General features: G+C 73.8%; 13 protein-coding genes and 2 pseudogenes. 6 read left to right on the top strand and 9 right to left on the bottom strand.

Annotation, left to right across the window (positions count from 1 at the left end; genetic code table 11):
• The first annotated feature begins 171 nt into the window (after positions 1–171).
• A complete protein-coding gene (locus GA0074694_RS01335) occupies positions 172–1992 on the top strand; it encodes a tetratricopeptide repeat protein (RefSeq protein ID WP_245714501.1) in 1821 nt (606 codons plus the stop codon).
• 168 nt (positions 1993–2160) lie between these two features.
• On the opposite strand, the pseudogene GA0074694_RS01340 reads toward GA0074694_RS01335, so the two are convergent.
• The 3 genes and pseudogenes from GA0074694_RS01340 to GA0074694_RS01350 all read right to left on the bottom strand — a co-directional run.
• Positions 2161–3672, bottom strand: a pseudogene (locus GA0074694_RS01340) (MDR family MFS transporter); the annotation flags it as partial.
• Between the two features lie 187 nt (positions 3673–3859).
• On the bottom strand, positions 3860–4165 hold the full coding sequence (locus tag GA0074694_RS01345) for a hypothetical protein (protein WP_091451182.1): 306 nt from the start codon (positions 4163–4165) through the stop codon (positions 3860–3862).
• 64 nt (positions 4166–4229) lie between these two features.
• Positions 4230–4445, bottom strand: coding sequence for a biotin/lipoyl-binding carrier protein (locus GA0074694_RS01350; protein ID WP_088982253.1), 216 nt, complete (start codon positions 4443–4445; stop codon positions 4230–4232).
• Positions 4446–4663: 218 nt separating this feature from the next.
• On the opposite strand from GA0074694_RS01350, the gene GA0074694_RS34065 reads away from it, so the two are divergent.
• Positions 4664–4738 (top strand): 50S ribosomal protein bL37, encoded by a 75-nt coding sequence (locus GA0074694_RS34065; RefSeq protein WP_373684233.1) that lies wholly within the window; start codon positions 4664–4666, stop codon positions 4736–4738.
• 153 nt (positions 4739–4891) lie between these two features.
• On the opposite strand, the gene rsrA is transcribed toward GA0074694_RS34065, so the two are convergent.
• From rsrA to GA0074694_RS01375, 5 genes are all read right to left on the bottom strand, one after another.
• The gene (gene rsrA / locus GA0074694_RS01355; protein ID WP_091451185.1) at positions 4892–5179 is read right to left on the bottom strand and encodes a mycothiol system anti-sigma-R factor; all 288 of its coding nucleotides are present in this window, start codon (positions 5177–5179) and stop codon (positions 4892–4894) included.
• 1 nt (position 5180) lies between these two features.
• Positions 5181–6002: a sigma-70 family RNA polymerase sigma factor gene (locus GA0074694_RS01360; RefSeq protein ID WP_091451188.1), complete on the bottom strand. Its 822-nt coding sequence runs from the start codon at positions 6000–6002 to the stop codon at positions 5181–5183.
• Positions 6003–6252: 250 nt separating this feature from the next.
• Positions 6253–6897, bottom strand: coding sequence for an alpha/beta hydrolase family protein (locus GA0074694_RS01365; RefSeq protein ID WP_091451191.1), 645 nt, complete (start codon positions 6895–6897; stop codon positions 6253–6255).
• Between the two features lie 50 nt (positions 6898–6947).
• On the bottom strand, positions 6948–7340 hold the full coding sequence (locus tag GA0074694_RS01370) for a WhiB family transcriptional regulator (RefSeq protein ID WP_091451194.1): 393 nt from the start codon (positions 7338–7340) through the stop codon (positions 6948–6950).
• Positions 7341–7536: 196 nt separating this feature from the next.
• Positions 7537–8265 (bottom strand): SOS response-associated peptidase, encoded by a 729-nt coding sequence (locus GA0074694_RS01375; RefSeq protein WP_091451196.1) that lies wholly within the window; start codon positions 8263–8265, stop codon positions 7537–7539.
• Between the two features lie 124 nt (positions 8266–8389).
• Between GA0074694_RS01375 and aroA the strand changes: the two genes are divergently transcribed.
• From aroA to GA0074694_RS01395, 4 genes and pseudogenes are all read left to right on the top strand, one after another.
• Positions 8390–9691, top strand: coding sequence for a 3-phosphoshikimate 1-carboxyvinyltransferase (gene aroA / locus GA0074694_RS01380; RefSeq protein ID WP_091458479.1), 1302 nt, complete (start codon positions 8390–8392; stop codon positions 9689–9691).
• 16 nt (positions 9692–9707) lie between these two features.
• A complete protein-coding gene (gene rsgA / locus GA0074694_RS01385) occupies positions 9708–10778 on the top strand; it encodes a ribosome small subunit-dependent GTPase A (protein ID WP_091451199.1) in 1071 nt (356 codons plus the stop codon).
• A 25-nt stretch (positions 10779–10803) separates the two neighbouring features.
• Positions 10804–11607 carry a histidinol-phosphatase gene (gene hisN / locus GA0074694_RS01390; protein ID WP_091451202.1) on the top strand — a complete coding sequence of 268 codons (804 nt, stop codon included), beginning with the start codon at positions 10804–10806 and terminating at the stop codon, positions 11605–11607.
• A 59-nt stretch (positions 11608–11666) separates the two neighbouring features.
• Positions 11667–12465 (top strand): annotated as a pseudogene (locus GA0074694_RS01395) (hypothetical protein); the annotation flags it as partial.
• Between the two features lie 262 nt (positions 12466–12727).
• Here GA0074694_RS01395 and GA0074694_RS01400 read toward each other — a convergent pair.
• Entirely contained in the window at positions 12728–13927 is a 1200-nt protein-coding gene (locus GA0074694_RS01400) for a glycosyltransferase (RefSeq protein WP_091458481.1), read from the bottom strand.
• Positions 13928–13977: the final 50 nt, after the last annotated feature.

Consider the following 13977-nt stretch of genomic DNA (forward strand, 5'->3'; position numbering starts at 1 on the left):
CGTCACCGGTAACCTCCCCCTCCTGCGCGTTACCGCGCGCTTCGTGCTCAGTCTTGCATCTTTTGCCACGTCCAGGCAACGCAACGAGCATGAACGCGCAAGGGGGTCACCGAAAGCCCGTCATCCCCTACGCTGACCGCACCCGAGAACCACGCCGAGTGAAAGGGCACCGTGTCCGAGGGAGAGGACGACCCCCGCCTTTCCGCCGAGGGCGAGCTCGCCCTGGCCCGTCTCGCACTCGACCAGGGCGATCTGCGGCATGCCGCCGGCCACGTCGCGGGCGCGATCGCGTACGCCCCGACCATGCCCGAAGTGCACGAGACGCTGGCCCGGATCGCCGCGGTCAGCGGCGGCGGCATCGACCTCTTCCCCATCGAGCAGCACGTCTTCGTCGGAGCGGTGGTCGCCCGCGCGCACCTGCTCGCCGCCGCCGGCCGCCCCGGTGAGGGGCTGGAACTGCTCGCCGCCGCGACCGGGCACGCCCCGCAGGCAGACTGGGCCGGGGTGCCCTGGGTCACCGCGCCCGAGCTGGCCGAACGGCTCGACCCGGAACGGGGCGCCCGGATCCTCATGCAGGTCTGCGCGGCTGTACCCGACCCGGTGCCGAGGGCCGCCCGCGCGCCGCTGCGGCCGTACCTCACCCTTGCCCGGCACGCGGTCACCGCGCACGCCGAGCACGGCCTGCTGCTGGGGGCGGCGTCCGCGCTGGCCCGGCGGGTCGGCGAGGCCGAGCTGGCGATCCGCTGGGCCGCCCGGGGCGTCCGCGCGCAGCCGTCCAAACTCGGCGAGGTGTGGCTCGGGTACGCGTACCGCAGCGCCGGCCGTACCCGGGAGGCGCTCGCCGCGCTCGGCCGCGCCGTCGAACACGACCCCGACGACCTCGCGGTCTACGCCGACATCGCCGGCACCCTGGCCGACAACGGTCGCCTGGACGAGGCCCTGACCTGGGTCGACCGGGCGTTGGCCCGCGATCCGACCTTCGACTGCGCGGTGCACACCGCCCACCGGCTACGGCACCAGCGGGACGGGCGGGTCGGCCACCTGGTGGCACTCGCCGACTTCATCCGGGACCACCCCGACGACTCCCACGAGCACGGCGACCTCGCCGAGTGCTGCCGGGGGCGACCGTGGCTCGGCCAGCTCACCCCGGCCGGCGGGCCGGCGGTGGAGGCGTTGCGCCAGCTCACCGCCACCGAACGGGTCAGCGGCGGGCCGCCCCTGCGGTTGCCCGCCCCGCCACCGCCGAGCGCGTTGCGGATCCTGGCCACGAGCCGTCCCGGCCTGCGGGTGGCCGCCGCCGAGGTGACCGGACCGGATCCCCGCACGCCCCGGCGGGCCGGCGTCCGGCCACTGTGGCGGTACACCGGCGACGGCGTCGTACCGCTGGTGCCGACCCCGTCAGCCGAGGCGGTGGAGCGGATCCGGCAGCTCGCCCACCCGGCCTGGCCGCACCCACCGGCGGCGTACGACGCGGCGGTCGGACTGGCCACGTTGGACGGTGCTGATCTGATCGCCCTGCTGGCGCATCCACCGGCCGCCCCGGCCACCGCGCTCGGCATGGTGCTCGGTCAGGACCCGTCGCTCTGGGTACGGTGCGTGCAGGTCTGGGCCTGCCTGGGGCTGCTGCACCACCGCACCGACGAGCCGTGGGCCGGCTCGACCCGTCGCCGGATACTGCTCGACCTGGTCTGGGGCGTGGAGGACTGGACCACCGAGGCCGCCCTCTTCGCGCTGGTCACCGCCGCCTGGGTGGATCCGACGGTCCGCCCCGACGTGGCCCAGATGATGGCCACGCGACTCGCCGACGCGATCGCGGTGGGCCGGGAGCGTCCGGTGCCGATCCTCGGCTCCCTGGCCCATCTGGCACTCGTCACACCCGACCTGGACGAGGCGAGCACCCTGCTGGCCGCCCGGGTGGTCGGCGAGCCGCCGGCCGGGAACCCGCTGCGCCGGCTCTGGCGCCGGTTAGCGGGCCGCTTCCGCCGGCGCTGACTGCCCGGTCCCGGATCCCGCCGACTGCCCGGTCCCGGCACCGTCGGGGGACACGGTCCCGGCACCGTCGCCGTCGCCGTCGCCGTCGGGGGACACGGTTCCGGCACCGTCGCCGTCGCCGTCGGGGGACACGGTTCCGGCACCGTCGCCGAGTGCGATCTCGGGGCCGGAGCGGAGCGGGATCTCCCGGATGAACCAGGCGACCACGGGAATCGCCACGGCGAAGACCACCGCCCAGACGAAGACGTGCGCGATGGAGTCGGCCAGGCCACCGAGCACGGCCGCCCGTAGCTGCTCGGGGAGCGCGTTCAGGGCGGCCGGGTCCACCCCCTGCCCGTCGGCGGCACCGCTGACCGCCGGCCCGGCCGGGGAGTCGGCGAGACGGTTGGCGAAGACCGCGCCGAAGAGGGAGATGCCGAAGGATCCGCCGATGGAACGGAAGAAGGTGGCCGCGCCACTGGCCGCGCCGAGGTCCCGCTGCTCGACGCTGTTCTGCGCGATCAGCATGGTGGTCTGCATGAGGAAACCCATGCCGGCCCCGAACACGACCATGTAGGCACCGGCCTCGGCCCGGCTGGTGTCGGCGTCCAGCAGGGTGAAGAGGGCCAAGCCCACGGTCATCACCACACCGCCGACGACCGGGAAGATCCGGTACCGGCCGGTGCGGGTGATGGCGCGGCCGACGACCAGCGACACCACCAGCATGCCGAACATCAGGGGCAGCAGGAGCAGTCCGCTCTCGGTGGCCGAGGCACCCTGCACGGTCTGCTGGTACAGCGGCAGGAAGTTCATCGCCCCGAACATCGCGAAGCCCAGGAGGAATCCCACCACCGAGACCAGCGCGAAGTTCCGGTTCACGAACAGGCCCAGCGGCAGGATCGGCTCGGAGACCCGCCGCTCGACCACGGTGAAGGCGCCGAGAGTGAGCAGCGCGACAGCGGCCAGCCCGAGGATCTGCGGGGAGAGCCAGTCGTACTCGTTGCCGCCCCACGTGGTGATCAGCACCAGCGCGGTGATGCCGGCCGACAGCAGCGCCGCGCCCAGCCAGTCGATCCGGTGCTCGGTGCGGTACCGGGGCAGTCGCAGGGTGACCATCAGCAGCACCAAGGCCACGCCGCCGAGCGGAAGGTTGACGTAGAAGGCCCACCGCCAGGAGAGGTGGTCGGTGATGAAGCCGCCGACGAGCGGACCGGCGACCATGGCGATCGCCATGATGCCGGCGAAGAGGCCCTGGTAGCGGCCCCGATCCCGGGGCGGGACGAGGTCACCGATGATCGCCATGACGCCGACCATCAGGCCACCGGCCCCCAGGCCCTGCACCGCGCGGAAGGCGATGAGCTGGGTCATCCCGCCGTCCGTTCCGCCCAGCAGCGTCGAGCCGGCCATGCCGCAGAGGGCCGAGCCGAACAGGAAGATGCCGACCGAGCTGAGGAAGACGGCCTTGCGGCCGTACAGGTCGCCCAGCTTTCCCCAGATCGGCGTGGACACCGTGGTGCCGAGGACGTACGCGGTCACCACCCAGGTGAAGTGGTCGAGTCCGCCGAACTCGCCGACGATGCGCGGCAGCGCGGTACTGACGATCATGTTGTCGAGCATCGCCAGCATCATGGCGATCATCAGGGCCACGAGGACGAACCGGAGGTTCGGCGGCCCGGCGACAGGCTTGCTGGTCTGGCTCATGGGCTCCCCCGGGTGCGTGACCGACCGTCGTACCGACCGGTCGGTCAGCCTACGCGCCGGAGGCCAGGGGCCGCCGAGGATTGCCCCGGTGGACCGGGTGACACCGGGCACAACCACACGTACGACGGCGCGCCCCCGGTACCCCGAGGAGCGCGCCGCGCGTGGCTGGCCCGGAGAACGGGAGCCGTCAGCTGAAGTTGTAGCAGTAGAGCTCGACGGTCGCGCTGTAGGAGAACTCCCCGAGTTTCGTGACGTGGCGGGAGGAGACGTGGCAGTCCGTGTACGTGTTGAAACCCGCCAGATCCGCCCTCCACCTGGCGTCGTTCTCGGCCCACTGCAGGGCCACCCAGTCGATGGAGCTCGACCCGTAACCGGTGTACCAGCCCGATGCGTTCGTGCCCTCGGCGGACGCCGGGGCGGCACCGGCCAGCAGCGACACCGTGAACGCCCCGGCGACGGCGGTGACCGCGAGAGCCTTGCGGAACATGCGCATGACAGCTCCGTTCTCTGTTCGGTGGACGCGTCGAGCCTGACATTCCCATCGACGGGAGTCAACGTCAGTCGATCACCGCGATCAGGTCGCCGTCCTGGACGACGTCACCCTCGTTCACCGCGAGTTGCTTGACCACACCGTCGCACTCGGCAACGACCGGGATCTCCATCTTCATCGACTCCAGGATCACCAACGTGTCGCCCTCGGACACGGTGTCGCCGGCCGACGCGACGACCTTCCAGACGTTGGCCACCATCTCGGCACGGATCTCCTCGGCCATCGGACGGCCCTCCCTCTCCACGGGTTGCTTGCGAACGGTATCCAATCACGTACCGGTCCCCCGCGCGGCGACATGTTCCGCCGGATACCGCCCCAGCCGGTGCGACGAGGGCCGGCGGCACTAGCATCAGCGGGTCGGACCGCAGGCGTCGAGAGACCGGTGCGACCGGCTCCCCGGTCGCGCAGCGGCCGACCAGGACTCGTCACGAGGAGGTCACCATGGCGAAGAAGGCTCGTAGGAAGAGGGCCCGTAAGAAGAGCGCCGCCAACCACGGCAAGCGCCCCAACTCCTGATCAGCGAGGCTGGCCGGGCGCCGGCCGCGTCAGGACGACGGTGGCCCGGGTCGGATTTCCGACCCGGGCCACCGTCGTGTACGTCCGTTCGTTCCCACGGCACGCGCCGCCAGCGGAGCGCCGACCCGCGACCGGTCGCGCCCAGGGGTGCGGTCAGTCGGCCAGTTCGCGGGACTCGGACGTCTCGAAGACGACCAGTTCGCTGAGCTTGACCCGGAGCCGCTCGCGCAGGTCCGCCGGCGCGGTCTCGTTGCCGCAGCAGCGGGCCACCAGCGCCTTGACCTCCTGCTCGATGCCGTACTCGCGCAGGCAGGGACTGCACTCGTCCAGGTGGTCGCGGATCAACTGGCGACGGGCCTCCGCGCACTCCAGATCCAGGTAGAGGTAGACCTCCGCGAGCACCTCGCGGCAGTCCGTCTCGTGGGGCTCCCCACAGCTCACGTCACACCTCCCGGCCGGCGGCGGTGGTCGACCCACCGGAGGAGCGGGCCGCGGAGAATCCGCGCTCGGCCGCGTAGCGCTCCAGCAGCTTCCGCAGATTACGTCGACCCCGGTGCAGTCGGGACATCACCGTACCGATGGGCGTACCCATGATGTCGGCGACCTCCTTGTAGGGGAAGCCCTCGACGTCGGTGAGGTAGACGGCCAGCCGGAACTCCTCGGGAAGCTGTTGCAGCGCCTCCTTGACGTCGCTGTCCGGGAGCCGGTCCAGCGCCTCGGTCTCGGCGGAGCGCAGACCGCTGGAGGTGTGCGACTCGGCCTCGGCGAGCTGCCAGTCGGTGATCTCCTCGGTCGGCGCCTGGATCGGCTGCCGCTGCCGCTTCCGGTAGGAGTTGATGTAGGTGTTGGTCAGGATCCGGTAGAGCCAGGCCTTGAGGTTCGTCCCCTGCTCGAACTGGTGGAAGGCGGCGTACGCCTTCAGGAAGGTCTCCTGGAGCAGGTCCTCCGCGTCGGCCGGGTTGCGGGTCATCCGCAGCGCGGCCGCGTAGAGCTGGTCGACGAAGGGCAGCGCGTCGCGCTCGAAGCGCGCCCGGCGCTCGTCCGTCTTTTCGGTGGTCAACCGCACATCCCCTCGCGTCGGATGCCTTCCCGCCGAGAATACGCGCACGGACCTGTTCGTAGATTCACTTTCCGCCGGTGTGCTCGTGCTCACCCCGTGCCCGACCGGCGCCGCCACTGCGGGCCACGGTGGCCCGTCCAGCAGCCGGCGCAGCCGACGCGCGTCCCGCTCGTCCCGTTCCCGGCTCTGTGTCCCGGTCGGCACCGGTCACCCCCCTCGGTCGTTCGCAACCCGTCCAGCGGGTGCAACACCGCCCCACCGGCGACGCATTCCGCCCCCGTTCCCGGCCCCAGCGGCACCGGGGGGTGGACGCTGGGACCAGGAAGGGCCTGGGAGGGCGGTGCCCGCCGCGGGGGCCGGCACCAATCGATGCAACGAACCGTCGTCGCCGGGGGTCACGGCCGGACGCGTGGCCGTCGTCGCACGGCACGACGCGGCGGCGCGGCCGGCGAGGTCACGGCCGGACGGCGCGGTCGCCCCCGGGACGACGGGCCCAGCCCCGGGCGCGCAACCAGTCGATGACCGCATCGGCGGTTCCCGCCGGATCGCGGCGCAGGTCGTGGCGCTCCCCCGGTCGGACCACCACCCGTACCGCCGCTCCGGCCTCCGGCACCCCGAACGGGTCCAGTTCGCCGTTGACGACCAACGTCGGCAGCCCGGTGTCGAGTTCCGCCGCCCGCGAACGCTCTGGCCGGCCCGGCGGGTGCAGCGGGAACGCCAGGGCGACCACGCCCACCGCGCCGGCCGCGCGGGCCGTCCGACAGGCCACCCGCGCGCCGCTGGACCGTCCTCCGACCAGCAGCGCCGGCACGGTGGGATGGCGGTGGCGCAGGTCGGCCAGCACGGCCGTCCAGGACTCGTCGAGGTGACCGGCGGGGGCCGGGGCGCGCCGGCCGGCGACGCGGTAGGGCTGGGTGACCCGGACGACGAGCACCCCGGCCGCCACCGCCGCGTCCCGGAGCGCGACCAGGTCCGGTGCGTCCACCCCGCCGCCGGCACCGTGCCCGAGCACGAGCAGGCTCGCCGCCGGACCGGTCGGCGGATCGACGTCCAGCCACGCCGGACCCCGGGGCGTCTCGACCTCCACGCGGTGCCGCACCGGCCCATTCTGCGCCGCAGTCGCGACGGCCAGCGTCCGCCCGGCGGACGTCAGGAGAGCGGCACCAGCGCGAGCAGGCGGTCGCGGACCGGCGGGCCGGCCTCGTCGGCCGCGTCCGGATCCGGTTGGACCTCACTGCGCCAGGCGACCAGCATCGCCCGCCGCTCACGGGGTGTGGTGCCACCCCACACACCGTGGTAGTCCCCGGCCTCCAGGGCCCAGGCCAGGCAGGACCCCTGCACCTCACATGTGCGGCAGAGCGCGACGGCCGCGTCGGCCGGTTCGTTCGGCGCCGGAAAGAACGTCTCCGGGTCCACGCTGCGGCAGGTTCCCTTGGTGCGCCACGCGTCGTCCTGGCGTCGCTCGCGCAGGGCCCGCAACAGTCGCGGATCGCGGCGCGCGGCGGCCACTTCGTGCGGGCGGGGCATTCGCGCCCGTGTCATCAACCCACCTCCCCCGTGGGACCGGCTAAATCGGCGATGGTCGATCGCACCGTACGATCGACACCCACTACCGGCGCTGTGTTCTATCGCACTTGGACACACCGGGACAAGGGTCTGCCGAAAATTGGGCGAATATTCGCACGACGATTCGCCCGCAACTCTGGCAAATCAGCACCCGACAATGCACTGACCCGGTTCAGAACAACGTCATTTCGTCGGCCGCCTCCGCCACGGGCGGACGGGGACGCGGCGCCGGCACACCGGGCACCCGGTCGGTCAGCTCCGGCCCGCCGTTGCGGACGTTGCCCACCTCCGGTCCGACCGGACGGATCTCCAGCCCGGCCAGCCACTCCTCGTCCGCGCCGAGCAGGGCGGTCGGGTCGGCGGTGGGGGCGAGCCAGCGGCCCCACCGCTGCGGCGGAAGGAGCACGGGCATCCGGTCGTGCACGCCGGTCAGCACGCCCACGGCGGCGGTGGTGAGCACGCTACAGGTGAGCCAGGGACCGTCCGGCCCCCGCCACACCGACCAGATCCCGGCGAGGGCGAGGACGCCGCCGTCGGCCCGGGTCAGGTAGTACGGCTGCTTGCCACCGTCGGTGCGGGTCCACTCGTACCACCCGTCGGCGGGCACCAGACAGCGCCGGCGGGCGAACGGGGCGGCGTACGCCCGGCTGGTCGCCACCGTCTCGACGCGGGCGTTGATCATGCGCGCCCCGGCCGACGGGGACGTCGCCCACGGCGGCAGCAGCCCCCATCGGGCCAGGGACACCGCCCGCGCCCCCTCGCCGTCGACCCGGACCATCGGTACCGGTTTCGTCGGCGCGACGTTCCAGTCCGGCCGCAGTCGGCCGTCGGTGTCGTCGTACGCCTCGAAGAGCTGGCTCAGCGTCCCGGAACTGCGAGTGGTCGCGTACCTGCCGCACATGCCGACACGCTAACCCGCCGGTCCGACCCCCACCGTCCCGCGGACGACGGACGGTCGTCCCGCCCACCGGGAGGCGACGTGACCGCCTGGTCCACCAGGACCGGAAACCCGGCAGAATGTGACCGTGGGGAATCTGACCGCGACCCGTCCGTTGCAGCCGTGGACCGCGCCGACCGCCAGCGACCCGGTCTCGGCGACGCTCCGACTGCCCGGCTCCAAGTCGCTGACCGCGCGGGCCCTGGTGCTCGGTGCCCTGGCCAGCGGGCCGTCCACCCTGCTGGGGGCGCTCCGCGCCCGGGACACCGAGCTGATGGCCGGCGCGCTGCGGGCGATGGGCGCGCACATGTCGATCGCCGACGACGACCGGTGGCTGGTCCGGCCGCACCGCCTGGTCGGGCCGGCACACGTGGACGTCGGCCTGGCCGGCACGGTGATGCGCTTCGTCCCGCCGGTGGCCGGACTCACCGACGGCCGGGTCACCTTCGACGGCGACCCGGCGGCCCGGACCCGCCCGCTCGGCCCGCTGGTCGGGGCGCTGCGCTCGCTCGGCGTCCGGATCGACGTCACCGGCCCGGGGAGCCTGCCGCTGACCGTGCTCGGCACCGGCCGGGTGACCGGCGGCGAGGTGGTGATCGACGCCTCCGCCTCCAGTCAGCTCGTCTCCGGGCTACTGCTCGCCGCCCCGCGCTTCGACCGGGGCGTGGTGGTCCGGCACGTGGGTCCGCCGGTCCCGTCCGCGCCGCACCTGCGGATGACCGTGCAGATGCTCCGGGCCGCGGGCGCGGCCGTGGACGACGGCACGCCGGACGTCTGGACGGTCGAGCCCGGTCCGCTCAGCGGCCGGGTCTGGGAGATCGAACCGGACCTCTCCGGTGCGGTTCCGTTCTTCGCCGCCGCGCTGGTCACCGGGGGTGAGGTCACCCTGCGTGGCTGGCCGCGCAGCAGCGCCCAGCCGGTCGAGCGGCTCCGCTCGCTGCTGCACGAGATGGGCGGGCAGGTGAGCCTCTCCACGGCCGGGCTGACCGTCCGGGGCACCGGCACGGTGCACGGCATCACCGCCGACCTCGCCGACGTCAGCGAGCTGACCCCGGTGCTGACCGCGCTCGCCATGCTCGCCGACTCCCCGTCGGTGTTCACCGGCGTCGGGCACATCCGGGGCCACGAGACCGACCGGATCGCCGCCCTGGCCCGGGAGTTCACCGGGCTCGGCGCGGACGTCACCGAGTCCCCCGACGGGCTGGAGATCCGTCCCCGGCCGCTGCGCGGCGGGGTGTTCCGCACGTACCACGACCACCGGATGGCGCACGCCGCCGCGGTGACCGGTCTGGCCGTGCCGGGCGTCGAACTCGACGACGTGTCGTGCACCTCCAAGACCATGCCGGAGTTCCCGGCACTATGGTCGGGGATGGTGACCGGCGGGAACTGACGGACAGGGGGCGGTCCTGGCGACCAGACGACGCGAGTACGACGAGGAGGACGTCCGGGTCCGGCCCGGCCGGTCCTCGCGCCCGCGTACCCGCACCCGCCCTCAGCACGCCGACGCCGTCGAGGGCTTCGTGGTCGCCGTCGACCGGGGCCGGTACACCTGCGTCCTCCCCGACGACGAGCCGGAGACGCCCACCGTCACCGCGATGCGCGCCCGCGAGCTGGGCCGCCGGTCGGTGGTGGTCGGCGACCGGGTCGGGCTGGTCGGTGACACCTCCGGCGCGGACGGCGCGCTGGCCCGGATCGTCCGGATCGACGAGCGCCGGTCGGTGCTGCGACGCACCGCCGACGACGACGAGACCACCCCCGAGGGGCGGTTGGAGCGGGTCGTGGTGGCCAACGCCGACCAGCTGGTGATCGTCGGCTCGCTGTCGGACCCGCCGCCGCGCACCGGCTTCATCGACCGCTGCCTGGTGGCGGCGTACGACGCGGGCGTCGAACCGCTGCTCTGCCTGACCAAGGCCGACCTCGCCGGGCCGGAGGCCGTCGAAGACTACTACGCCGAGCTGGACCTGCGGCACGTGCTGGTCCGGCCGGACTCCGACCTGACCGAGCTGCGCGCGTTGCTCGCCGGGCGGATATCGGTCCTGGTCGGGCACTCCGGCGTGGGCAAGTCGACCCTGGTCAACCGGCTGGTGCCGGCGGCCGACCGGGCGGTGGGCACGGTCAGCGCGATCGGCCGGGGCCGACACACCTCGACCAGCGCGGTGGCGCTGCGCCTGCCCCCGGTGCCCGACACCGACACCGACCCGGGCTGGATCGTGGACACTCCCGGGGTGCGCAGCTTCGGGCTGGCGCACGTGTCGGCGGAGAGCCTGCTGCACGGCTTCCCCGACCTGGTGGAGGCGACCGCCGACTGCCCGGCCAACTGCGAGCACACCGCCGACCAGGAGGGCTGCGCGCTGGACGCCTGGGTGGCCGCCGGGAAGGCGGATCCGCGCCGGCTGGCGTCGTACCGCCGGTTGCTCGCCTCGCGGGCCGGGGAGACCGACCTGCGGACGGAGGCCGACCCGCACGGCGCGGCGTGACGCGGGCGTCGGTACCGTCTCCCCCATGACCGGGTACGCCGACGACCTCGCCCTCGCCCACCGGCTCGCCGACGCCGCCGACGCCGTGTCGACCGCCCGCTTCCGCGCGCTCGACCTGCGGGTGGAGTCGAAGCCCGACCTGACCCCGGTCTCCGACGCGGACACCGCCGTGGAGCGGGAGATGCGCGCGCTGCTCGCCACGCACCGGCCCGCCGACGGCCTGCTCGGCGAGGAGTACGGCGAGCAGCCCGCCACCGGCCCGGGGGGACGGCGCTGGGTGGTGGACCCGATCGACGGCACCAAGAACTTCGTCCGGGGGGTGCCGATCTGGGCCACCCTGATCGCGCTACTGGAGGGTGACCGGCCGGTGCTCGGGCTGGTCTCCGCCCCGGCGTTGGGCCGACGATGGTGGGCGGCGACCGGCACGGGCGCGTACGCCGGTCCGGACGCGGCACACGGCGAGCCGATCCGGGTCTCCGGTGTGGGCAGCCTTGCCGACGCGAGCTTCTGCTACGCCTCGCTGGACGGCTGGGAGGTCACCGGACGACTGGCGGCGATGCTCCAGATCATGCGGGACAGCTGGCGCAGCCGGGCGTACGGCGACTTCTACGGCTACATGCTGCTCGCCGAGGGCGCCCTGGACGTGATGGTCGAGCCGGAGCTGTCGCTGTGGGACATCGCCGCGCTGGTGCCCATCGTCACCGAGGCGGGCGGCACCCTCACCGACCTGGCCGGCGCCCCCGCTCCCGGCGCCGGTAGCTCGGTGGCGACCAACGGCCACCTGCACCCCGAGATCCTCGGTCGGCTGGGTCGGCCTGCCGAGCGCTGAGCCGGGGCACCATCTATCCTCGCCGGGTGTCTACCTCCGGTTGGTGTTTTCTCGCGGCGATGATCGTCGCGTACGGCATCGCCAACCTCCTCCAGTCCGTCGCCGCGGCGCGCACCACCGTGCACCACACCTTCCACCCGGGCCTGCTGCTGCGGCTGGCCTGCCACCCCACCTACCTGGTCGGACTCACCTGTCAGGTGGCCGGGTTCGTGCTGGCCTTCCTGGCCCGGCGGGACCTGCCGCTGTTCCTGGTCCAGGCCAGCGTGGCGGCCGGGCTGGGGGTCACCGCGGTGCTCGGCGTGCTGGTGTTGAAGTGGCGGCTGCCGAGGGCGGAGGTGGCGCTGCTCGGTCTGCTCTTCGGCGGGATCACCGCGCTGGTGCTGGCCGCCCGCCCCGCGCCGTCCAAGCAGCTCGGCACGGCCGGGCTGATCGGCCTGACGGTCGCCCTGGCCGCCGTCGCGCTGCTCGGCTTCTTCGCGGTACGCCTGCACGGCGCACCAGGTTCGGTGGCGCTGGGTTCCCTGGCGGGGCTGGCCTTCTCCGCCGCCGCGGTGGCCGCCCGGCCGTTGGCGTCGGTGCACTCGGGGGAGGCGTTCCTCCGCGACCCGCTGCTCTACCTGCTGATCGCGCACTCGGTGGTCGGGCAGCTCCTGCTCGGTCTGGCCATGCAGCGCGGGTCGACGACGGCGGCGGTGGCCGCGATGGACGCCGCCGGGGCGGTGCCCGCCGCGATCGTCGGGCTGTTGCTGCTCAACGACAAGATCTGGCCCGGTCGGGAGTGGCTGGCCGCCGTCGGCTTCCTGGGCACCCTGGTCGCGGTGATCGGCCTGACCCGGTACGCCGAGCCACAGCACCACCGGCCCGCCGTCGACCGTCACAGCCGTCGGGTGCTCCCGGCGGCCCGGGTGCCCGGGGGCGGCTCGGGTGCCGCCGGTGTGGGTGCCGGGGGCGGCTCGGGTGCCGGGGGCGGCTCGGGTGCCGGGGTGGTGGTTGCAGGGGGCCCTTCCTCATCACCAGGCGGTAGCCGGGGTCCCCTGCAACCACCCCGGCACACCGCGCACGCCAACCCCGTACACCACAACCACGCCAACCACGTCGACGCCTCTCACGTCAACGCCGCTCACGCCTCCACCGGCTTGCGGCGGCCGACCACCCGCTCGTAGAGCCGTTCCAGCGCACCGGCGGTCCGTTCCCAGGTGTAGCTGCACCGCACCCGGTCCACCGCCGCGTGCCCGTAGGCGAACCGCCCGGCGTGGTCGGCGAGGAGACGACGCAGGGCCACTCCCAGGGTGCGGACGTCCCCGGGCGGCACCAACTTGCCGGTGACCTCGTCCACCACCGCGTCGGCGATGCCACCCATGGCGTACCCGACCACCGGCACGCCGCACGCCATCGCCTCCAGCGGGACGCGCCCGGCGGAGGCGTAGTGCGGGGTGCAGGCGACGACGTCAGCCGACCGGTACCAGGTGGCCATCTGGTCGTGCGGCACCGCGCCGACCAGGCGTACCTGCTCGGCGACGCCGGCCCGTTCGGCCAGTTCGCGCAGCCGGCGGGCCTCCGTGTGCCCACCGAGCTGCTCGGCCGGTGGCCCCCCGGCGATCACCAGTTCCGCGTCGCCGACCAGGCGCATCGCCCGGATCAGGTCGTCGTGGCCGCTGGACGGGGTCAGGCCGCCGACGGTGAGGATCCGGGCCCGTTGCTCCCGGGGCGCGGCCTCCCCGTCGGGGTGGAACTGCGCGGTGTCCACCCCGGTCGGCACCAGCGCCACCGAGGCCCGTTGCAGTCCCATCCGGGTCAGCTCGTCGACCTCGTCGTTGCACTGTGCGACGGCCATGTCCACCGCGCGGGTCAGGGCCCGCTCCAGCGGGATCCGCTCTCCCGGGCCGGCGTACTCGCGGCCGAGGTGACGCAGCTGCTCGATGCCGAGGGAGTGGAAGGTCTGCACCACCGGCACGTCGGTGCCCCGGGCCGCGTGGGCGGCGGCCAGCCCGCCGACCCAGTAGTGGCCGTGGATCACGTCCGGGCGCCAGTCGCCGGTCCACCGGTCGGCCAGCCACCGCCCGAACTCGGCCACGTACGGCACCAGCCGGGCGGTGGGGGTGGGCGCGGGCGGCCCGACCGGAACCAGCTCCAGCCGGTAGCCGTCCCGGTCCACGGACGGGGGTGCGTCGGGGTCGTCGCGTCGTTCGTAGACCCGGACGTGGTGGCCCCGGGCTGCCAGTTCGGCGGCGATCCGGGCGATGTGCTGGTGGGTGCCGACGACAGGACCGTCGGCACACCGGGCCGGCCCGGCGTGCGCGCAGACTAGGCCGACGCGCATGGTCACCTCCATGCGATCACACGAGCTACGGTCCTCCGGTCAGAGGGTCC

The sequence above is a fragment of the Micromonospora inyonensis genome (assembly GCF_900091415.1).
GTDB classification, from domain to species: Bacteria; Actinomycetota; Actinomycetes; order Mycobacteriales; family Micromonosporaceae; genus Micromonospora; species Micromonospora inyonensis.